The organism is Novosphingobium sp. Leaf2 (assembly GCF_001421325.1).
Taxonomy (GTDB): domain Bacteria; phylum Pseudomonadota; class Alphaproteobacteria; order Sphingomonadales; family Sphingomonadaceae; genus Novosphingobium.
The window spans coordinates 37,515-59,278 of record NZ_LMJY01000021.1 but is presented as its reverse complement, the minus strand read 5'-3'; the positions used below and the strand labels follow the sequence as shown (position 1 = coordinate 59,278).

The window sequence follows — 21,764 nt, the reverse complement described above, 5'->3', positions numbered from 1 at the left end:
CGTCATGAGGGATTTATGCAAACATCATTCAAGCGGGTAATTGCCGGCAGCGTGGGCCTTGCGGCACTGGCGATCGCCGGCACCAGCTTTGCACAGACCGCGACCCCGGCCGCATCGAAGGCCGCCGAGGACCGCGCGGTCGCAACGGTGAAGCAGATGACGCCGGCGGAAAAGACCATCCTGACGCACGGGGTCATGCCGCTGCCGATCGGGCCCAATCCGCCCAAGTTCCCGGATGACGCGGTGCCAGGCGCTGGCTACGTGGCCGGTATCCCGCGCCTTGGCGTGCCGGCGCTTACCGAAACCGATGCCAGTCTTGGCGTCTCCTACGTTTTCGGCATTCGCAAGGACGGGGCCACCGCCCTGCCCTCGGGCCTGGCCATGGCGTCCACGTGGAACCCGGATATCCTGCGCCGTGGCGGGGCGATGATCGGATCGGAAACGCGCGCCAAAGGGTTCAACGTGCTGCTGGCCGGCGGCGCGAACCTGATGCGCGATCCGCGCAACGGGCGCACGTTCGAATACCTGTCCGAAGACCCGCTGCTGACCGGCGTGCTGGTGGGCAATGCTCTTCAGGGCATCCAGTCCAATCACGTCATTTCCACGATCAAGCACTTCGCGCTCAACGGCCAGGAAACGGGCCGCAAGTTTGCCGACGTGCAGATTTCCGATGCCCATGCGCGCGAAAGCGACCTGCTGGCGTTCAAGATCGGCATCGAGATCGGCAACCCGGGTTCTGTCATGTGCGCCTACAACCGCATTCATGGGGAGCAGGCCTGCGCCAGCGACTACCTGCTCAACACCGTGCTCAAGAAAGATTGGGGCTACAAGGGCTTCGTGATGTCCGACTGGGGCGCAGTTCCCGGTCTGGATGCGGCGCTCAAGGGGCTGGACCAGCAGTCTGGCGAGCAACTCGACCCCGGCGTGTTCTTCGGGGACAAACTGGCCGCTGCCGCCAGCAGCAACCCGGCCTACGCCGCGCGGCTTGACGACATGAACAAGCGGATCCTCTGGGCCATCTACGATAACGGGCTGGACACGCATCCGGTCAGCAAGGGCGGCAAGATCGACTTTGCCGCCGATGGCGCGGTTGCGCTGGAAACCGCAAAGCAGGGCATCGTGCTGCTGCGCAACGAACGCGCCGCACTACCGCTGGCGAAAACCGCGAAGACGATTGCGCTCATCGGCGGCTATGCGGATTCGGGTGTGCTTTCGGGCGGCGGTTCCAGCCAGGTGCAGGGCGAAGGCGGGCCAGCCGTCAATGTTCCGCTAAGCGGCGGCGGCGAATGGTCGCCGTTCCTGGCGCAGGCCTATCATCGCTCTTCGCCCCTGGCGGCGATCAAGGCGCTGGCGCCCAAGGCGCAGGTTTTCTACCGTGATGGCCGTTACATCGCCGACGCTGTAGCGCAGGCGAAGCGCGCGGAAGTGGTGGTCATCTTTGCCACCAAGTGGGCATCCGAAGGCTTTGACCAAGCCGACCTGTCGCTACCGGAAGGCCAGGATGCGATGATCGCGGCAGTAGCGGCGGTGAACCCCAACACCATCGTGGTGCTGGAAACCGGTAACCCGGTCGCCATGCCCTGGCTCGACAAGGTCGCCGCGGTGGTCCAGGCATGGTACCCCGGCGCACGCGGGGGCGAAGCGATTGCTTCGGTGCTGTTTGGCGACACCAACCCGTCGGGGCACCTGCCGATCACCTTCCCGGCCAGCCTGTCGCAATTGCCCCGCCCTGCCCTTGATGGGTACGACCAGCTGGAGCCCAACTTCATGGGCGGCCCGCCTACCCCCGATGCCAAATTGACGGTCAACTACGACATCGAAGGTTCCGACGTCGGCTACCGATGGAACGCCCGTAAGGGGCAGAAGGCACTGTTCCCCTTCGGCTATGGACTTAGCTACACGAGCTTTGATGCCACGGGCTTGCAGACCGATGGCGCCACCGCGCGCCTCACCGTGAAGAACACCGGCAAGCGCGCAGGCGCCACGGTGGCGCAAGTCTATCTCGTCAGCCGGTCTGGCGCGCAGCTCCAGCGTCTGGTCGGTTTCCAGCGCGTGGATCTGGCGCCCGGTGCAAGCCGCAAGGTCACCCTTACCATCGACCCGCGCCTGCTGGCAGACTGGAAGGACGGCGGCTGGACCATGCCCGAAGGCGAATATGCGTTCGCCATCGGCAAGGATGCGCAAACCCTTGGCACGCCGGTTACCGCCCGCTTGCGCGCACGCCATTGGGAGGAGTGATCCTCCCAGCGGGGCCGGCCGATCTCCTCCCCGGCCGGCCCCGCGCACCTTTCAGGCTTTGGCTGCGCTTTCCGAGACGATACGGTTCGCCACCAGATCGTCCACCACGCCGGGGTCCGCCAGCGTAGACACATCGCCAAGCGCGCCGGTCTCATTCTCCGCGATCTTGCGCAGGATGCGACGCATGATCTTGCCCGAGCGGGTCTTGGGCAAGGCCGGCGCGAACTGGATGGCATCGGGGGTGGCGATCGGGCCGATCTCGCGTCGCACCCAGCTACGTAGGTCTGCCCGCAAGGAATCGCCGGGTTCGACGCCCGCGTTAAGCGTCACATAGGCATAGATGCCCTGCCCCTTCACATCATGCGGGAAGCCGACGACGGCAGCTTCGGCGACCTGATCGTGCAGGACCAGCGCCGATTCCACCTCAGCGGTGCCCATTCGGTGGCCGGACACGTTGATGACGTCATCCACCCGCCCGGTAATCCAGTAATACCCGTCCTCGTCCCGGCGCGCGCCATCCCCGGTGGTGTAGACGCCCGGGAACGCTCGAAAATACGTCTCGAAAAAGCGCGCCTCATCCCCCCAAACACCGCGCATCTGCCCGGGCCAGCTGCGGGTGATGACCAGGTTGCCTTCCGCTGCACCGTCCAGAACTTTGCCCTCGTTGTCCAGCAGCGCCAGTTCCACCCCGAAGAACGGCAGCGTGGCCGAGCCCGGCTTGGTCGGCGTGTCGGGAAACGGGGTGATCATCGCCCCGCCCGTTTCGGTCTGCCACCAGGTGTCGACGACCGGGCAGCGCTTTTCGCCCACCACATCGTGATACCAGCGCCACGCTTCCGGGTTGATCGGCTCGCCCACGGTGCCCAGCACACGCAGCGACTTGCGGCTGGTTGCGGTGACGAAACCATCGCCCTCCTTCATCAGTGCGCGCAAGGCGGTGGGCGCGGTGTAGACGATGGTCACCTGATGGCGATCCACCACTTCCCAGATACGGCTGGGCGTGGGCCAGTTGGGCACGCCTTCGTACATCAGCGTGGTAGCGCCGTTCGCCAGCGGGCCGTAGACGATATAAGTGTGCCCGGTAATCCAGCCGATGTCGGCCGTGCACCAATAGACCTCGGGCGCGCGATAGTCGAACACCGTGGCATGGGTCATCGCCGCCCACAGCAGATAGCCGCCGGTGGTGTGCACCACGCCCTTGGGCCGCCCGGTCGAACCGGACGTGTACAGGATGAACAGCGGGTCTTCCGCCGCCATCGGTTCGGGCGCGCATTCCGCCGATGCCTGGCGGGCGAGCGGCGCATAGAAATGGTCGCGGCCCTCTTGCATCGGCACCTGGACACCGGTGGCCTCCACGACCAGAACCGTCTCGACCAGCGCGCACAGCTGTGCCGCCTCGTCCACGCAGGTCTTGAGCGCGACCCGCTTGCCGCCGCGCCGGCCTTCGTCAGCGGTGATCACCACCCGGCTGCCGCAATCCTCGATCCGGCCCGCCAGCGCTTCAGGCGAGAACCCACCAAACACCACCGAATGCACCGCGCCGATGCGCGCGCACGCCAGCAGCGCAAACGCGGCTTCCGGTATCATCGGCATGTAGATAGTGACCCGGTCCCCCTTGGCGACGCCGAGCCCCTTGAGCACATTCGCGAACCGGCAGACCTGCTCGTGCAGTTCCCGATACGTGAAGCTGCGCGGCGCCTCGCCGGGTGCGTCAGGCTCCCACAGGATCGCCGTCTGGTCTCCACGCTCCGCAAGATGCCGGTCGAGGCAATTGGCGGATACGTTCAGCACGCCATCCGCGAACCAGCGGATGTGGAAATCGTGCTCCCCGAACGACCAGTCGCCCGCCTCGGTAGGCGGCTGTATCCAGTCCAGACGGTCAGCCTGTTCGATCCAGAACGCATCCGCCGCTTCCAATGCGTGCCGGTACGCACCCGCCCGATCTTTCAGGTCAAAAGATTGCGCCATTTTCGTCTTTTCTCCATCCTGGCGGTTGCCGCGCATTACGCATCGGCCTTGCCTGCGGGGCAACAAAAACCTTCGATTTATTCTGCATACGACGTGTGATACGCTCGGCTCACACTCAAGAATGAGGCGGTTGGAGAGTGGCACATGAACGGTTTGGAACCTGCTATTGGTGACTGCGAATTCCGCGTGTTGTGCGTAGCAGTGTTGTGCACTAGCACGCTTGCGCTGATCATTGTATCGCTGCTGACGTGATGTGATCGACCCCGCTGGTCAACACTGACAAGGCCGCAGAATCTTCGCAAAACTGCAAAGTGCGCTTGTGTGGCATAGCCTTGGCCGCTGCATGAGACCGCACGTTCAGCCATCTTTTCCACATTCGTGCTGACCATCAGCTCCCGTTACGCATTTGCGGTTTTCGCGCCGCAGGGTTCCCCTCGCCGAAGCGGAAATTATCGTGCTGATGCTGTAATTGGTATTGCCGTGCCTACTGCATAGTGCCTACGAGCGGACAGGCGCCGGGTTTTCGCGGCGATGCAGCGCAATTACACGGACATGATTGATGGCAACCGAATCAAGCGAATCGCAGGAGCGGTCCGTGTCTGATCAATCCACCTCGAACGATGGCGGACGAACGCCGGCGCTCAAGCGCCCGGCGGTCCGCCGGGTGCTGGTGATCGGGGTTATCGTCGCATTAGTACTGGGGGCGGTCTGGCTGTTTGATTATCAGACCCGCGGCAAGTACATGCAGGATACCAACGACGCCTATATCCAGGCAGATGCGGTAACCATCGCGCCCAAGGTTTCCGGCTACGTCCAGGCCGTTCTCGTCAGTGACAATCAGGACGTCAAGGCAGGACAACCGTTGGTCCGGATCGACCCTCGCGACTATACCGCCCAGGCCCAGCAATATCGCGCTCAGATCGACGTGGCCAAGGCCAATGCCGACAACGTGCGAGCCACCATCGGCGAGCAGGAAGCGGCGATCAGCCAAGCCCGTGCCCAGTTGAAATCCGCTGAGGCAGATGCCCGGTTCGCCGAGCAGGAGGCAAACCGATACGCCCCGCTGGCCGCCACTGGCGCGGAAACCCGCGAACGCTTCGCTACTTTGCGTAACGATGCGATCAAGGCCCGTGCGGCGGTCGCCGCCCAGCGCGCCGCGCTGCTAGCGGCAGAGCGCAGGGTCAATGGTCTAGATGCGCAAATACGCCAGGCTGCCGCGCAAGGCGAAGCGGCGCAAGCGCAGTTGGACGCCGCGCATGTCAACGTCGGTGCCACGGTTATCAAGGCCAGTGAACCCGGACGCGTGGGCGATCGCAGTGTCCGCGTGGGGCAGTTCGTACAGGCCGGCACGCGGTTGATGACGGTCGTCCCCCTCTCCAAGCTGTATGTGACCGCGAACTTCAAAGAGACCCAGATCGGCCTGATGCGGCCCGGCCAGCGTGCGACAATCAAGGTGGACGCGCTGGATGGCACAGAGGTATCCGGCCACGTGGAGAGCATTTCCCCCGGCACCGGCGCACAGTTCTCGTTGTTGCCCCCTGAAAACGCCACCGGCAACTTCACCAAGATCGTCCAGCGCGTACCGGTTCGCATCGCGCTTGACGCAGGGCCCGACGCACGACGGGTGCTGGTTCCGGGCCTGTCCGTCACGGTGACCGTGGACACGCTTCCGGCTAAAGGGACGCAGCGCCAGATCGCGGATCAGGAAAAGGCCCGCCTGGACGCCAGCAAGTGAGCGCACAGGCCGCGACGGCGCAAGCTGAACCGCGCGCGGATACCGCGGCATGGCTGGCGGTGGCAGCGGGCACGCTCGGCGCGTTGATGGCGACCTTGGACGTGTCCATCGTCAATTCGTCCCTGCCCACCATCCAGGGCGAGATCGGGGCTAGCGGCACGGAAGGTACGTGGATCGCCACCGCCTATCTGGTGGCCGAAATCGTGGTGATCCCGCTTTCCGGTTGGCTTGAACGTCTGCTGGGTCTGCGCACGCTGCTGCTGGTCGCGGCATCGCTGTTCACGCTTTTTTCGATCATGTGCGGGTTGTCCACCACCCTGCCGATGATGATCGTGGGCCGCATCGGGCAAGGGTTTACCGGCGGTGCCCTCATTCCCACGGCCATGACGATCGTGGCTACCCGCCTGCCCCGCTCACAGCAGCCGGTGGGCAATGCGCTGTTTGGTGCGACGGCGCTGCTCGGCCCTGTCGTCGGGCCGGTGCTCGGTGGCTGGCTGACCGAAAACGTCAGCTGGCACTACGCGTTTTTCCTGAACCTACCGGTGGGAATAGGCCTGATTTCGCTGTTGCTGCTCGCCATCCCCCATCAACCGGCCAAGCTCAACCTCATTCGTGAGGCTGATTGGCTGGGCATCGCCGGGCTTGCACTCGGTCTGGGCGGGCTGACGGTGGTGCTGGAGGAAGGAGAGCGAGAACAGTGGTTTTCGTCCTCGTTGATCCTCACGATCTCGGCGGTTTCGTTGCTGGGCTTCATGCTGTTGGGGCTTGGTCAAATCACCTCAAGCAAACCTGTTATCCGCTTGCGGCTGTTGCTGAACCGGCAGTTTGGCAGCGTCGTGATCATGGTCATGGTCGTGGGCATGGTGATTTACGGCACGTCGTATGTGATCCCCCAGTTCCTGGCCACGATCGCAGGTTACAACTCGCTCCAGTCGGGGCAGGTGGTGATGCTTTCGGGTATCCCGGTCATGCTGATGATGCCCGTCACCCCGTGGCTGCTGCGCAATGTCGATATCCGGATCTCGGTGTGCATGGGGCTGTCCGTTCTGGCGCTCAGCGCATGGCTGGAGACAGGACTTACAGCAATTTCAGACGGCAGCGACTTCGTTGAATCGCAACTTTTGCGCGGTGTTGGCACCGTGTTTTGCATGATGTTTCTCAATCAGGCAGCCATCCGTTCGGTGCCGCCGGAAGAAGCGGGCGATGCATCCGGTCTGTATAATGCCGCCCGCAACCTGGGAGGATCACTCGCGCTGGCCGGCATCGCCATCATCCAGGACCAGCGCTTGTGGCTGCATAGTCGGCGGCTTGAAGAAAATCTGAACGCGAACTCGCTCGCGGTACAAGATTACGTAGCAAGCCAGGGCAGCGGCGCGTTGCGCTCCATCTCGCGCACGATCCAGACGCAGGCCCTGACGATGACCTATGCAGACATGTTCTGGATCATGTCCGTAGGCATCGTCTTCGTCGTCCCGCTCGGGCTTTTGCTACGCCCCCTGCCCAAGCATGCACCGATGGTGACCGGGCACTGACAGGCAGTTGCGCCGGGGCTCAGCCCTCGGCGTGGCCGAAATCGGACAGCGTATGGCTCTGCCTGTCGCGACCGCCGCGACGGATCGCCGCTTGCACCCGGGAAATCAATTCGCTGCGACGATACGGCTTACCCAGCACGTCCAGCGCATCGGGTCGCGGGCCTTGCAGCGACATTTCATCATTGTAACCGGTCGTCATAAGGATCGGAACATTCGGGTCTATGGCCCTGATATCGTGAGCAAGTTCCAGCCCGTTGCGGTTGCCCGGCATGACCACATCGGAAAACACCAGCGCCACGTCGTCCTTCGCGCGCAGTTCCTTGAACGCGTCCATCGCCTGATCCGCGTCGTACGCGATCCGCACCCGATAGCCGACCTCGGTCAACGCATCTTCGGCCAGACTGGCGATGGCCTCTTCGTCCTCGACAACAAGGATCATCGGCGGGCTGTCGGTATCGACTTCCTCTGGATGAAAACCGCTGGTGTCGGGCACCACGGCGCGCTGGCGATCTTCTTGGCCGGCCAGCGGGAAGTAGAACGATACGGTCGTGCCCTTGCGTTCCTCGCTATCTATCACCAGCACGCCGTTCGATTGCAGCGCAAATCCGTGCGCCGTCGCCAGCCCCAGGCCGGTTCCCGCCCCTTTGGGCTTGGTGGTGAAGAAAGGCTCAACCGCGCGGCGCAGGACCTCTTCGGACATGCCAGCGCCGTCATCCGTCACTTGTAGGGTCACGTATGTGCCGGCGCGTAGACCCACGATCGGATTGGCTTCATCGACCACCCGGGTTCCGGTGGAGATGGTGATCAGGCCGCCGGCCGCCACCGCGTCGCGCGCGTTGACCACCACGTTCAGCAGCGCCATTTCAAGATGGTTGGGATCGACCTCGATGTCAGGCAGGCGCCGGCGCAGATTGAGCTGCAATTCACTGCGCGATCCCACCGTGGATTCCAGCAGTTCGGCAATCGACGCCACCAGGCCCGAGAGCTCGACGCTCTGCGGCTCCAACCGGCTGCGCCGCGCGAAGGATAACAGCTGCTGCGTCAGCTTGGTGCCCCGCTCCGCTGCCTGGGTGGCGGCAGAATGAAAGCGGTTGAATGCACGCTCATCGTCGCGCCGCGCCGCCATCCGTTCCAGACTGCCGCGAAGGACCTGCAGCATGTTGTTGAAATCATGGGCCAAACCCGCGGTAAGCTGGCCGACCGACTCCATTTTCTGTGATTGAAGCTGCTTGGATTCCGCCTCTTTGCGCGCAGTGACATCCAGCTGACTTGCGAAAAAATACAACAGGTTACCGTCAGGATCGAAGACCGGTCCGATGAACACGCCGTTCCAGAACGGGGTGCCATCACGCCGATAATTAAGGATCTCGACGCTGATCGCCTCGCGCCGCGCAACGCTTTCACGCAACTGGCGAACGACGTCACGGTCCGTCTGGGGCCCTTGCAGAAAGCGGCAGTTCCGTCCCACTATCTCCGACATGTCATAGCCGGTCAGGTCCAGAAACGCGTTGTTGGCGAATGCGATCGGATTGTCGTCCTTGGACGGGTCGGTCAGGATCATCGGCATGCGGGTCATTTCGATCGCCGCAAAGAAGATCCCGCTTCGCTCGCTCAGCGACGGGTTAGTTATGACGCTTTGGCGCCAATGCTGATGGCCGCCGCTCCGCCCCAGTATATCGTCGTGGGGCGATACCATCTCGCCATTCGCAGGGATGCCGGTTGCTTCATCGTCACCCATCAGTCGGCCCTGTCACTATTCGATTCGCTGGCAAACACCGGCTGATATGCATGTGTACCGGGCGTGCCGATAGGTGCGGAGAGGATCACACGCAAGCCCGGCAGGTTATCGGAGTCTTCCATCGTTCCCGACAGGCTTTTGACCATCGCGTCCAGCATGCGGGACCCGAAACCGCGGCGTGTGCCGCTGCGCCCACCGCCACGATCGCTAACGATCAGGCGGAAACGATTGCGGTGCTGCTCCAGGATTATCGAAATCGGGCCTGGCGCGCCGCCATACGCGTATTTCTGCGCGTTGATGACGAGTTCGACAAGGATCAGGCCGACCCGCACGGCATCGTCTGCAGGGATAATCACCGGCGCAAAATCCGTCGCGACACAACCTGCCCATTCCGGACCCATGGCCGTATCCAGATCTTTCACCAACTCTTCGAGATAGCGCGAAAGATCGACGGTCTCGACGTTGTCGTCTGAATACAGGCGACGGTACACCAGCGACACCGCTGAAAGGCGACTTTGCGCTTCGGCCAGATGGCGCTGCACGGTTGGGTCGTCGCTGCTGCGCGCCTGCATCGACAGGAACGTGATGATCAGCTGAATACTGTTCTGGACGCGGTGGTTCACTTCCTTGAGCAGAACATCCTTTTGCTCAAGCAATCGCTCCTTGTCGGCCACCGCCACGGTCAGACTGTCGGCCAAGTCCCTGACACGCTGGTTCTGCCGAACATCGTACAGCTTTGCCAGTAGGCGGTGCGCCCCTTCGGTCTCGGCGATCGACCAGGGCCGCGCGCGGCTGCGGACAACTTCCGTCCACGCGTCGAACGAGGCGCGCGGGGTGAGTATCTCGCCGTCCTTGAGCGCGACGGCCTTGTGGGGATTGCCGGCCCATTCCACGACTTGCGGTGCTTCCGCCCGCAACCACAGCAGCACCGTAGGGATGCGCGTGGACAGCGTGAGCGAAATCAGCCCGCTGGCATGCGCGCGATAGGCGGACGCAGCAGCAAAATGGCGCGACAACTCATGCGTATGAAACGGCGCAGCACCGCGCGTCCGGGCCCAGTCGGCGATTTCGCGAACGCCGTCGCGATCAGGGCATTCACCGTGCATATGCACCTGCGCGCCATGCACGATGGCAAAGCCATCGGCGTCGAACATGCGCATCAGACTATCCGACGCGGCCGCCAGCAAATCGAACAGCGGTTCGCTGCCGGCCAGCTTGCCCTGAAGCGCGTCTTCCTCGGTGCGGACGCGGATGCGCTGACGATAGACCTCCGCCTCCTCCTTGGCGCCGATCTGGCGCGCCATCCCGCCAGCGACCAGCTGGGCGGCGCGGCGCTGGGCCATGCCAAGGTTGCGCGGCGTCTGATTATGACAAGCTACCAGGCCCCATAGCAGCCCGTCACGCACGATGGACACAGACGCCGATGCGCCGACGCCCATGTTCTTGAGATACTGCACATGGATCGGCGACACGCTGCGCAGCTCGACATCCGACAAGTCAATGCCCGCCAGCGCTTCGGGCCGGATTGGTTGCGGCGTGTAATGCACGTCCGGGATCACCCGGACCCGATTGCGCACATACAGCGCGCGTGCCTGCTTGGGAATGTCGGAGGCCGGGAAGTGATGATTCATGAAGCTGCTCATGCCCGGCTTCGTGGCTTCGGCGACTACTGTTCCGGCCTCATCATCAAGGAAGCGGTAGATCATTACCCGGTCATAGCCGGTCAGTTCGCTGAAGCTTTCCGCGGCCCGCTGGCACAAGTCCTTCAGCCCAGCAGCACGTTCGAAATGGCCGCCCACATCATCGATCCAGCCCAGAATATCGACGGCGAGTTCCGGGCCTTCCGATGGCTCGATCTGGATCAGCCAGTGACCGTCGGCCCGAAACGCTACCGCATTGCTGCCAAGATTGGGCAGCCAACCCAGCGGGCACTTGTCGGTGCTGCATGAGGCCAGCTTCTGCGCCGTCTCGAATCCCAGCAACGCCGCGACCAGCTGCCCCTGCCAGGGTGCCCCGAAGCGCGCTTCCAGATCGCCGGCACCGCCAACAATGACAAGATCATCCGCCGACGCAACCAATAGCGCCCCGTGGGGCTGGATAGCCCCCGGGACGTGAATAGGTTCGCGGTCGCACTGCGTCAGATCCATGGTCACCACGTTTAGCGACCAATCGGCAGTCGCGCCAGATTAGCTCCTTAAGCAAGGTTGGGCAGCGTGGGAAGTCACGAGGCGTCACAAAGACAATAGCGATACGAAACGATACACTATCGACTATATGAAAGTTCAAAAGTGATCATAAATAATGATGCACGCTTGTGGCAGCGGTCACTTTGGCGGTATGGAAATTTCTCCAGCCAGAATCTGCTCGATCGCTGCGGCAGCGCCGTCTTCATCGCACGATGACGTTTGGTAATCTGCCTTGGCCTTTACCTCGTCCGGCGCCTGCCCCATGACTACCGACACGCCCGCGCGCGCAAACATTGGCAGGTCATTCGCCTGATCGCCGATCACCGCCGTGTCAGCCAGCGAAACGCCAAAGGCGTCCGCGATCCTGGCAACGCCATCGCCTTTGTTGGCCGTGGGGGCGGTGACATCAAGGTAGTACAACTGCGAACGGGCGATGGTGGCCTTGTCGCCAGCGGCTTCGATCGCTTGGCGCTCCAGCACTTTCAAAGCCTCATGATCGTCGCTCACCGCCACGATCTTGTCCACCCGCTCGGTCAATCCGTCGAAGTTGTCGACGATGTCGGGCTTTACGCCGGCAGACTTCACCTCGCGGGCATTATGCGGCTCGTCGGCGGCGTTGGAGTACCAATGGCCGTCCGCGAATACCCAGCATGTGGTCTCGGCCTTTGCGATCAGGCGCAGGATCGTCTTTGCGGTTTCCGGGTCCACCCCGTGCCGCTCAATCACGCTGCCGTCGCGCTTGAACAAGGTTCCGCCGTTGAACGCGCCGAACGGGCCGGGCATATCGAGTTCATCGATGATCCAGCGGATGCCGGATGGGGGACGCGCGCTGATAAGGCTCATCGACACGCCGGCATCGACCAGTTTCTTCGCAGCGGCGACGGTCGCGGGAGCAAGCGACTTGTCCGAGCGCACCAACGTCCCGTCGATGTCGGAAATCAGCAGGCGGATGGCCGGTTTCTCGCTCATGACAATGTGTTCCAGTGCCGGCCGTCCCGCTCCAGCAAGGCGGCGGCGCCCTTAGGGCCCTCGCTGCCGGCATCGTAATCTTCCGGCTCACCGTCCTTGCCCCACGCGTCCAGCACGGGCTGCACGGCGGCCCAGCCCGCTTCGATCATGTCCGCGCGCTGGAACAGCGTCTGATCGCCGGTCAATGCATCGTAGAGCAGCGTTTCGTATCCAGTTCGGTGGCCAAGATCGAATGTATCGGCATAGGAAAAATCCATGCTGACTTCCGCGGTATCGACAACCGGCCCCGGCTTTTTGGCCAGAAATTTGAGGGATATACCCTCGTGCGGCTGGATCTGCAGCACGAGGCGATTGGGCGGCAGCTTGTCCACATCGGTATCGCGGAAGAGCGCGAAGGCCACCGGCTTGAACTGGAGCACGATTTCCGTATCGCGCGCGCTCAGTGCCTTGCCGGTACGCAGATAGAACGGCACGCCAACCCAGCGCCAGGAGTCGATGCCTACCTTCAGTGCCGCGTACGTCTCGGTCCGGCTATCTGCGGCAACGTCCGCTTCGTTGCGGAAATCGGGTACTTTCTTGCCCCCGGCTTTACCAGTCCGGTAGCGTCCGCGCACCGCGTCTGCCTTTACTTCATTCGCACGCGGACCGCGCACCGCTGACAGAACTTTTGCCTTCTCGTTGCGAATCGCTTCGGCGTCGAACGAGTTTGGTGGTTCCATCGCCACCATGGACAGCAGTTGGAACAAGTGGTTGGGCACCATGTCGCGCAGCGCGCCGGTGGCGTCGTAGAACTTGCCCCGGCTGTCCACCGCCACGGTTTCGGCGGCGGTGATCTGAACATGATCGATATAGCGGTTGTTCCAGATCGCCTCGAACAGATGATTGCCGAAGCGAGCCACCATGATGTTCTGGACGGTCTCCTTGCCGAGGAAATGATCGACCCGGTAGATCTGGGTTTCGGGAATGCAGGCCAGAATCTGGCGATTGAGCGCGCGGGCAGATTCAAGATCGTTGCCGAACGGCTTTTCGATCAGCACCCGGCGAAAGCCCTTTTCCTCATCCAGCATTTTGGCACGGGATAGGGCATCGACGATCGTGCCGAAAAACTGCGGCGCGGTCGCCAGGTAGAACAACGCGTTGGCATCCACCCGCTTGGCCAGGCTTTCGTACGTGCCCGCTTCGGTGAAATCGCCTTTATGATAGGCGATCCGCTCCCGCAGCGATTGCCAAGCCTTGCCGCCGCGCTCCTCGTCCGGGATGAAGGCCTCGACCGACGCGCGCAAATCCTCGTCACCCACATCGTGGTAACTGACGCCCAGGATCGCAAAATCGTCTGGTATCGGGCCATCCCGGGCGAGGTTGAAGATCGAGGGCACCAGCAGGCGGCGCGCTAGATCGCCCATAGCGCCGAAGATCACCAGCGTTGCGGGCGGCGCAACTGGCGCGGCCGCGCTGCCGGGCTCGCTCACTGGGGCATCTCTACGTGGCCGCCAAAACCATAGCGCATGGCCGACAGCAGCTTGTCACCGAAGGTGGTGTCCACGCGGCTGCGATAGCGGGCGAACAGGGCTGCAGACAGCACATACACCGGCACTGCCTCTTCCATGGCGGCATCGATCGTCCACTGTCCCTCGCCCGAGTCCGCCACGTGACCGGAGAAATGGTCGAGGTTATGATCCTTGGCCAGGCCGATCGCGGTGAGATCGAGCAGCCAGGATGAAATCACGCTACCACGCCGCCACACTTCTGCAACGTCGGGCAAATTGATTTCGAAGCGTTCGTCTTCGGGCAGCTTCTTGGACGCCTTGCCCTTCAGCACGTCGAAACCCTCGGCGTAGGCCTGCATCAGGCCATATTCGATGCCGTTGTGCACCATCTTGACGAAGTGGCCCGCGCCCGCTGGCCCCGCATGGATATACCCGCGTTCGGCCCGATCATCTTCGCCGTCACGCCCTTCGGTGCGTGGGATGCTGCCAAGGCCGGGGGCCAATGCGCAGAAGATCGGGTCGAGCAGATCGACGGTATCCTTGTCACCGCCGATCATCATGCAATACCCGCGCTCCAGGCCCCAGACGCCGCCCGAGGTGCCGACATCAACGTACTTCAAGCCTTTTTCGCGCAGTAACTTCGCGCGGCGAATGTCGTCCTTGTAGAAGGTATTGCCGCCATCGATGATGATATCGCCGTCCGAGAGAATATCGGTCAGCTGCGCGATGGTCTGCTCGGTCGGGTCACCGGCGGGCAGCATGACCCAGAAGATACGCGGACCGCCTTCGAACTTGGCGGCCGCGTCCGCGATAGAGGTTGCGGCAATTGCGCCCTCATCCGCAAGCGCCTTCACGGCCGGCTCGTTGCGATCGAACGCCACAACTTCGTGGCTGCCCCGCATCAGCCTGCGCGCGATGTTCGCACCCATCCGGCCAAGGCCTACAACGGCAATACGCATGGAATTTTCCTTGTGTGTCAAAGAGTGAGAGCAGACGCGAGCGCGGCGTCGATGGCACCGAGATCATCGGTCTTGAGATGGACGCGCAGGGCATGCTGGCCCCGGTCCGCCAGCACATCGAGATCGCCGCGCGCCTGCGCCAGTTGCACCGTGCCGAAGCTGGCGCGGTGGCCCGGAATGATGAGGTCTTTTGCCGGCGTCCGCGTAATCTCAAGGAACGTGCCGGTCACCGGGCCGCCTTTATACGCCTGGCCGGTGGAATGCAGGAAGCGCGGGCCGAAGCCCCCAACCGTCGCCACGCCGCGCGCGTCGCGGACTGCAGCGCGCATCCGCACGATGGCATCGCTGTCCTGGGCATCACGCTCGATATACGCCAGGATACCGAAGTAACTGCCGGGCTTAAGCGTTTCCAGATGGCGGGCCAGAATGCCTTGCAGATCGAGGCCGGCAAAGTCTCCGTCCTTCGGTGCAAATACCGCCACGGCATCATCTTCCCATACCGGCTTTTCGGGCTCCAGCGCGCCGGATTGCTCGTAGGCATCGACCAGCTTGCGCGTGGCGACTTTGGCGTCCTCCACATCTGGCTGGTCGAACGGATCGATGCCAATTACCGCGCCAGCAGTTGCCGTGGCCATTTCCCAGCGGAAGAATTCCTGACCCAGCTGCATCGGCGTGGTCACTTCGATGGACACCACCGGATGACCGGCTTCTGCCAACGCCGCCAGCTTTGCCTCGGTGCCGTCATCCACATCACTGGCGAGACGGATATGCGCGAAAACCCGATCATCGCCGTACACATCGGGCGTGCTCAGCGGCTCGAGGTCTACCGGAACGATGCCCTTGCCCTGCTTGCCGGTGGATTCGGCCAACAGTTGCTCAAGCCACGAACCGAAGGCGGCAACGCCTTTTGACGTGACGATGGTCAGCTTGTCACGCCCTGCTACCGACGCTTCGCCAAGGATTGCGCCAAGATGCAGGCCGGGGTTGTGTGCGGGCGGCACGTCATCTCCGCAGGCCAGCACCATGGGCCGGGTCTGCGCGAACAGCGCCTTTACGTCGATACCCATCGCCGCTGCCGGCACCATGCCGAACACGGAAAGTACCGAATACCGTCCGCCGATAGCCGGATCGCCGGGGAATATCTGCCGGTACCCGTCCGCCTTGGCCTTGGCTTCCAGCTTGGAGCCGGGGTCTGTCACGGCAACGAAATTATTGCCCTGCTGCCCCGCGGCATCGTAGAAGAAGGCACGCAGCAGCTCGGGCTCCATTGTCGAGCCGGACTTGGACGACACGATAAACAGTGTGTTCTTCGCATCGATCTTGCTGGCAACCGCGCCGATCTGTTCAGGGTCGGTGGTGTCCAGCACATGCAGTTGCGGATGCCCGGCAGCGGACCCGATCACCAGCGAAAGCACTTCCGGCCCGAGGCTGGAGCCGCCCATGCCCAGCAGCACCGCATCGCGGTAGTCGCCTGCATCGCCCGCTAGCTTGGCCAATTCATCGAAATCAACCTGTTGGCCTTGCCCGGCGGCAAGCCAGCCCAGCCACTTGCTCTCGTCCGCGTTGGTCCACAGCGTGGCATCGCCCGCCCACAGCTGCCGTGCCCAGCCCTCCTTGCGGGCGGTTTCCAGCCGCGCTTCCACCGCATCTGCCAAGGGCTGCGGCAGGTGCGTGGCCATGGTGTTGAGTTTGTCGCCGAGCCACTTGGTGCGACCTTCCGCCACCGTTCCCAGCAGTCCGTCGAATGCCTCGGCGAACTGTGCCAGTCCATCGGTGAGCAAGCGTTCGGTAACGCCCGGCAGGTCCAGCCCCAACGCGTCAGCGTCTGCCAGAACCTGTTTCGCCGCATCGACATCCGCAGTCAGGGTCATGGCCACGGTGCCGTGATCGCGAAACGCGTCCATCGTCTTGGGCGGCATGGTGTTGACCGTATCCGGACCGATCAGCGTATCCACATACAGCGTATCGGAATACGCGGGGTCCTTGGTGCCGGTAGACGCCCAGAGCAAACGCTGCGGTTTCGCACCCTTGGCAACCAGCGCCTGCCAGCGGTCTGACTGAACCATCCGGAGATAGCTCTGATACGCGAGCTTGGCGTTCGCGATGGCCACTTTGCCACGCACCGCGCGAAGGCGGTCCGCATCCTTGTCGTCGCCATCAACGCGCTCGTCGATGGCCTTGTCGATCATGCCGTCGATCCGGCTGACGAAAAAGCTCGCGACGCTGGCAATTTTTTCGATCGGCTCGCCCTTGGCGACGCGCGCTTCGAGCCCGGCCTGATACGCTTCGGCCACGTCCTCATAGGCGGATACGGCGAACAGCAGCGTGACGTTGATGTTGATCCCGTCCTCGATCAGCTGCCTGATGGCGGGCACACCGGCGGGCGTGCCGGGCACCTTGACCATGAGGTTGGGGCGATCGACCGCCGCCCACAGCCTCCGCGCTTCGGAAATCGTCTGTTCGGTATCGTTCGCAGCGTATGGCGAGACTTCCAGGCTCACATATCCGTCCCGGCCTTCGAGACGATCATACGTGGCGCGCAGCGCATCCGCCGCGCCCTGAATATCGCCAATCGCTTCACGCTCGTAGATGGCGCTGGAGGTGCCATTGCCATCGTCCACTGCGCGGTCGGCCAAAGCCTTCTGGAAGATCGACGGGTTGGACGTGACGCCGGTCACGCCGTCGTCCGCTATCAGGTGCGCCAACCGGCCGCTGGCGAGCAGGTCATGATCGATGAAGTCAAGCCAGGGTGCCTGACCGGCATCCCGAAGTTGTGCAAGACGGCTGGTCATTAGCGTGCTTTCTCAATGAGGTCTGTGGCGACCTTAACGACGTTATCGACAGTGAAGCCGAACTTGGCCTGCAGCTTGGCAAGCGGGGCCGATGCGCCGAAGGTAGACATGGTGACGGTCGCTCCATCGAGCCCGACATAGCGGTCCCATCCCAACCGTCCGGCCTGCTCGATGGCGATGCGCGCGCGAACGCCGGGGGGCAAAACGCTGTGGCGATACGCTTCGTCCTGCTTTTCGAACAATTCCCAGCTTGGCATGGACACCACCCGCGAACGCACGCCTTGTGAGGCAAGTTCCTTGTGCGCCGCGATCGCCAGCGACACTTCGCTGCCGGTTGCGATCAGGATCACTTGCGGATCGCCCTGTCCCGTATCGTCCAGTACATAAGCGCCCCGCTTCAGCCCGCTTGCCGCGGCAAAGCGGGTGCGGTCCAGCGTAGGGAGGGCCTGCCGCGAGAAGATCAGCGCAGTCGGCGCGTTGGAGGATTCCATCGCCACCTTCCACGCCTCGGCAACTTCGTTCGCGTCTGCCGGGCGAATCGTCACCAGACCGGGTATCGCGCGCAGGGTGGCGAGATGCTCGATCGGCTGGTGGGTCGGCCCGTCTTCGCCCACGCCGATGGAATCGTGCGTGAAGACGAAAGTCGTCGGCAATTCCATGATTGCCGCCAGCCGGATCGGCGCGCGCATGTAATCCGCAAAAACCAGGAACGTCGCGGTGTAGGAGCGCACGTACGACAGCGCCATGCCGTTGGCGATCGCCCCCATCGCGTGTTCGCGAATGCCGAAGTGCATGTTGCGACCGCCGGGGGTATCCGCTTCCAGAGAGCCCGCGCCTTCGAAGGTCAGGTTGGTTTTCGTGGAAGGCGACAGGTCCGCCGCGCCGCCGATCAGCAACGGCACATGCGGCGCAATCGCGTTGATCACCTTGCCACCGGATTCGCGCGAGGCCAAGCCTTTGGCGTCTGCAGGAAATTCCGGAATGTCCTGCGCCCAGTCGCTGGCGATTTTGCCTTGGCGCAAGTGGTCCAGTTCCTCGGCAAGCTCGGGGAACTGCGCGCGGTAGCGTTCGAATAGGCTTTCCCATTCCGCGCGCGCCTTGCCGCCGTTCGCTTTCATGGCAGCGTTCAGGTCTTGGGCGACGCCTTCAGGCACCAGGAACGATGCGTCCTCCGGCCAGCCATAAGCGCGCTTGGTTGCGCGGATATTGTCCTCACCCAGCGGCTCGCCATGCGCCTTTTCGCTGCCAGCGCGCGGCGAACCCCAGCCGATGACCGAGTGCACGATAATCATCGTCGGGCGATCGTCGGTGGCCCGGAACGTTTCGAATGCCTTGGCGAGCGCGCCCGTATCGTTGGCGTCATCGACATGGATCACCGCCCAGCCATACGCTTCGAAGCGCTTGCCCACGTCTTCGTCGAACGCAAGGCTGGTGCCGCCTTCGATGGTGATGTGGTTGCTGTCGTAGATCCAGCACAAGTTTGAAAGCCGCAAGTGGCCGGCCATTGAGGCGGCTTCACTCGATATGCCTTCCATCATGTCGCCATCGCCGCACAGCGCATAGACGTCATAGTCGAACAGCGTGAAATCGGGGCGATTGAAACGGGCCGCAAGCGACCGTCCGGCGATCGCCATACCAACTGCGTTGGCAACGCCCTGCCCAAGTGGGCCAGTGGTCGTTTCGACGCCGGTGGTCATGCGGTATTCTGGATGGCCCGGCGTTTTGGAGCCGAGCTGGCGAAATTCGCGGATGTCATCCAGGCTGACAGCCGGCTTGCCGGTCTTGCCGCCATCCGGCCCGATTTCCTCAACACCGGAAAGATGCAGCAGTGCGTATAGCAGCATCGAAGCATGGCCGATCGACAGCACGAAGCGGTCCCGGTTCGGCCAGTCCGGGGTTTGGGGGTCGTAGCGCAGGAAATCCCGCCACAGCGTATAGCCTACCGGCGCCATCGCCATGGGCGTTCCCGGATGACCGGAATTTGCCTTTTGCACCGCATCCATGGCCAGCGTGCGAATCGTATTGATGGCGGTCGTCTGATCGACGGCGCCGGATGTCGGAGGGGGAGCGGTGTTGGTGCTGGCCATGAGGGTCTCCTGTCAGCTTTCCGGGAATGTTAATGTTTGTTGCTGAACGAGCGAAAGGCCGCTCCGCTCCCACAATTGTTCCGAGATGAGCGCAGCACGGGATCAACCGTGCTGCAGTGCAAAATGATCTCAGCCGCGCGTCGGGTCTATGAGGAATTTCTCGCCGGTCGCCTTCTTTTCGTAGGCGCGCAAAACGTCCGGCTGAAGGGCTTCGGCGAGGCTGATCGTGCGCGAATAGTGGCTGGCGAATGTGGTTTTGAGTTCACGCACCACGCGCTCACGCATGCGCCCGGCGACCTCTGGCCCGACCGTGCCCAGAAACGGAAATAGCAACCAGCCGCCTGCGGACCAGTGAAAGCCGAAAGCGACCCTGTCCAGAACCGTGGGGGAAAAATCGAGCACGCCGTAAATGTAAAGCTGCTTGAACGTCTCTGAGCCATAGCGATTGAACTCGCTGCTCGACTCCACCGCCGCCTTTTCCATCGCCCGCAGGATGTCGCTGCCTATCGTGCCACCACCGATCGCGTCGAACGCGATGGTGGCGCCTGTTTCGGCGATGGCTTTGGCAAGCTGCTCGCGAAAGTCGGGCGCGGTGCTGTCGACGACGTACTGAGCGCCGATCTTGCGCAGAATATCGGCCTGCTGCTGGGAGCGCACGATGTTGACCAGTGGAATACCATCGGCCAGGCAGATGCGCTGCAGCATCTGACCCAGGTTCGACGCGGCGGCGGTATGGACAATGGCCTTGTGGCCTTCACGGTGCGCCGTTTCCACAAAACCCAGCGCCGTCAGCGGGTTGACGAACATCGCTGCGCCATCGGCCGAACTTGCGCCTTCGGGAAGCACCATCACATCGCGCGCGGCGATCTTGCGATAGTCGGCATACATCCCCCCACCGATCATGCCGACCCGCTTGCCTTCCAGGTCCTTCACGTTGCGCCCTGCCGCGATCACCACGCCAGCGCCTTCGTTGCCGGCGGGAAGCGACTGGCCGATACGCCCCTTGGCGCTGGCAAGGCGCGATTGCGGCACCGTCATTTTAAGCGCCGGGCGATCCGCGTTGCCATCGACCGCAGCCGAGCCGACGTCCGCCGGCCCAACCAGCAAGCCAAGGTCGCTTGGATTGATGGGAGCGGCTTCTACCCGAACGACGATCTCGTCGTCGCCCGGATCGCCCACGTCCACGGGTTCGAGAGACAGTGTGAGCGCGCCGTCCTGCTCGATGAGGGAGCGCAGTTCCCGTCCGCTGGTCGTCATCGTAGTCTCCAAATTCTATGTGGCATCAACACTGCGGCACCCATCCGGTTGCCGCATCGGGTAAGGTCTGTTCATTCGGTTCCGGAGCGCTCGATCCGCATCACGTCATCGACCTGGCCAACGTACAAAGCATCGATTTCGTCCGGGAAATAGCCGTGACCCAGAACACCAGCCACATGCTGCAATTCCATGACGAATGCGCCGATCCCGCCGGCTTGCGGCAGTCCACAATCGAGCACGACGTTGTCCTGATCCGTCCGGTAGGGTGCCCCGTTCTCGCCAATCCGCAGCACAGGTGCCCCGCCCAGGTCGGCGATGCGCGCGGCAACAAACGTATGGGCAAAGGGCAGCACTTCAATCGGCAGCGGTCCGCGTCCAAGCTTGGGAACCTGCTTGCCACCGCCGCAAATGGCAACCATCCGCCTGGCCGCCTGCGCCACGATCTTTTCCCGCAGCAGCGCGCCGCCCGCGCCCTTGATGGCGCGAAGGTCCGGATCGATCTCGTCCACGCCATCGATGCACAGGTCTATCGCGGCCACATCGGCAAAGTCGATGATCGAGATGCCCTCGGCGCGGGCCGCCGCCTCCGTGCGCTGCGAGGTGGCCACGGCACGAATGGCCAGTCCTTCCCGGCAGCGCTGCCCCAGCGCGGCGATGGCAAACGCGGCAGTGCTACCGGTGCCGAGACCCACGATCATACCGTCCCTGACTTCTTGAACAGCAGCTTGCGCAGCCGTCCGTTTTTCAAGGTCAGAAGTGATCATTTCGGTCATGGCATGGGCAAGCTGGGAACCACGGACGGTCTTGGCAAGGCCA

General features: G+C 63.0%; 13 protein-coding genes. 3 read left to right on the top strand and 10 right to left on the bottom strand.

Features of this window, described 5'->3' with window-relative positions; all coding sequences use genetic code 11:
- The first annotated feature begins 15 nt into the window (after positions 1–15).
- Positions 16–2,238 (top strand): glycoside hydrolase family 3 C-terminal domain-containing protein, encoded by a 2,223-nt coding sequence (locus ASE49_RS16530; protein WP_056775084.1) that lies wholly within the window; start codon positions 16–18, stop codon positions 2,236–2,238.
- A 51-nt stretch (positions 2,239–2,289) separates the two neighbouring features.
- On the opposite strand, the gene acs is transcribed toward ASE49_RS16530, so the two are convergent.
- Positions 2,290–4,206, bottom strand: coding sequence for an acetate--CoA ligase (acs, locus tag ASE49_RS16525; RefSeq protein ID WP_056775265.1), 1,917 nt, complete (start codon positions 4,204–4,206; stop codon positions 2,290–2,292).
- A 559-nt stretch (positions 4,207–4,765) separates the two neighbouring features.
- On the opposite strand from acs, the gene ASE49_RS16520 reads away from it, so the two are divergent.
- Together ASE49_RS16520 and ASE49_RS16515 are read left to right on the top strand one after the other, a co-directional pair.
- Positions 4,766–5,941, top strand: a complete 1,176-nt coding sequence (locus ASE49_RS16520; protein WP_056775081.1) for an HlyD family secretion protein — start codon at positions 4,766–4,768, stop codon at positions 5,939–5,941.
- Complete coding sequence (locus ASE49_RS16515) at positions 5,938–7,473, top strand: MDR family MFS transporter (protein ID WP_056775078.1); 1,536 nt, start codon at positions 5,938–5,940, stop codon at positions 7,471–7,473. The genes ASE49_RS16520 and ASE49_RS16515 overlap by 4 nt, the downstream gene beginning before the upstream one ends.
- A gap of 19 nt (positions 7,474–7,492) precedes the next feature.
- Here ASE49_RS16515 and ASE49_RS16510 read toward each other — a convergent pair whose 3' ends face one another.
- From ASE49_RS16510 to rpiA, 9 genes are all read right to left on the bottom strand, one after another.
- On the bottom strand, positions 7,493–9,211 hold the full coding sequence (locus tag ASE49_RS16510) for a PAS domain-containing protein (protein ID WP_056775075.1): 1,719 nt from the start codon (positions 9,209–9,211) through the stop codon (positions 7,493–7,495).
- Positions 9,211–11,358, bottom strand: coding sequence for a histidine kinase dimerization/phosphoacceptor domain -containing protein (locus tag ASE49_RS16505; RefSeq protein ID WP_056775073.1), 2,148 nt, complete (start codon positions 11,356–11,358; stop codon positions 9,211–9,213). Before ASE49_RS16505 ends, ASE49_RS16510 begins: the two co-directional genes overlap by 1 nt.
- Before the next feature lie 177 nt (positions 11,359–11,535).
- A complete protein-coding gene (locus ASE49_RS16500; RefSeq protein WP_056775071.1) occupies positions 11,536–12,366 on the bottom strand; it encodes a Cof-type HAD-IIB family hydrolase in 831 nt (276 codons plus the stop codon).
- Complete coding sequence (gene zwf, locus ASE49_RS16495; protein ID WP_082456537.1) at positions 12,363–13,835, bottom strand: glucose-6-phosphate dehydrogenase; 1,473 nt, start codon at positions 13,833–13,835, stop codon at positions 12,363–12,365. Before zwf ends, ASE49_RS16500 begins: the two co-directional genes overlap by 4 nt.
- On the bottom strand, positions 13,832–14,812 hold the full coding sequence (gene gnd / locus ASE49_RS16490) for a phosphogluconate dehydrogenase (NAD(+)-dependent, decarboxylating) (protein ID WP_056775068.1): 981 nt from the start codon (positions 14,810–14,812) through the stop codon (positions 13,832–13,834). Before gnd ends, zwf begins: the two co-directional genes overlap by 4 nt.
- 17 nt (positions 14,813–14,829) lie before the next feature.
- The gene (locus ASE49_RS16485) at positions 14,830–17,604 is read right to left on the bottom strand and encodes a bifunctional transaldolase/phosoglucose isomerase (RefSeq protein ID WP_056775065.1); all 2,775 of its coding nucleotides are present in this window, start codon (positions 17,602–17,604) and stop codon (positions 14,830–14,832) included.
- Positions 17,604–19,691 (bottom strand): transketolase, encoded by a 2,088-nt coding sequence (gene tkt / locus ASE49_RS16480; RefSeq protein ID WP_056775060.1) that lies wholly within the window; start codon positions 19,689–19,691, stop codon positions 17,604–17,606. The genes ASE49_RS16485 and tkt overlap by 1 nt, the downstream gene beginning before the upstream one ends.
- A 129-nt stretch (positions 19,692–19,820) precedes the next feature.
- Positions 19,821–20,948 carry a zinc-binding dehydrogenase gene (locus tag ASE49_RS16475; protein ID WP_056775059.1) on the bottom strand — a complete coding sequence of 376 codons (1,128 nt, stop codon included), beginning with the start codon at positions 20,946–20,948 and terminating at the stop codon, positions 19,821–19,823.
- Positions 20,949–21,019: 71 nt separating this feature from the next.
- Positions 21,020–21,712, bottom strand: coding sequence for a ribose-5-phosphate isomerase RpiA (gene rpiA / locus ASE49_RS16470; protein ID WP_056775256.1), 693 nt, complete (start codon positions 21,710–21,712; stop codon positions 21,020–21,022).
- Between the last annotated feature and the right edge of the window lie 52 nt (positions 21,713–21,764).

What these genes read in the sequence shown, in the direction of transcription:
- ASE49_RS16530 (WP_056775084.1), top strand. Translation starts at nt 16, where the DNA reads ATGCAAACATCATTCAAGCGGGTAATTGCCGGCAGCGTGGGCCTTGCG.
- acs (WP_056775265.1), bottom strand. Translation starts at nt 4,206, where the DNA reads ATGGCGCAATCTTTTGACCTGAAAGATCGGGCGGGTGCGTACCGGCAC.
- ASE49_RS16520 (WP_056775081.1), top strand. Translation starts at nt 4,766, where the DNA reads ATGGCAACCGAATCAAGCGAATCGCAGGAGCGGTCCGTGTCTGATCAA.
- ASE49_RS16510 (WP_056775075.1), bottom strand. Translation starts at nt 9,211, where the DNA reads ATGGGTGACGATGAAGCAACCGGCATCCCTGCGAATGGCGAGATGGTA.
- ASE49_RS16505 (WP_056775073.1), bottom strand. Translation starts at nt 11,358, where the DNA reads ATGGATCTGACGCAGTGCGACCGCGAACCTATTCACGTCCCGGGGGCT.
- ASE49_RS16500 (WP_056775071.1), bottom strand. Translation starts at nt 12,366, where the DNA reads ATGAGCGAGAAACCGGCCATCCGCCTGCTGATTTCCGACATCGACGGG.
- gnd (WP_056775068.1), bottom strand. Translation starts at nt 14,812, where the DNA reads ATGCGTATTGCCGTTGTAGGCCTTGGCCGGATGGGTGCGAACATCGCG.
- ASE49_RS16485 (WP_056775065.1), bottom strand. Translation starts at nt 17,604, where the DNA reads ATGACCAGCCGTCTTGCACAACTTCGGGATGCCGGTCAGGCACCCTGG.
- tkt (WP_056775060.1), bottom strand. Translation starts at nt 19,691, where the DNA reads ATGGCCAGCACCAACACCGCTCCCCCTCCGACATCCGGCGCCGTCGAT.
- ASE49_RS16475 (WP_056775059.1), bottom strand. Translation starts at nt 20,948, where the DNA reads ATGACGACCAGCGGACGGGAACTGCGCTCCCTCATCGAGCAGGACGGC.
- rpiA (WP_056775256.1), bottom strand. Translation starts at nt 21,712, where the DNA reads ATGATCACTTCTGACCTTGAAAAACGGACGGCTGCGCAAGCTGCTGTT.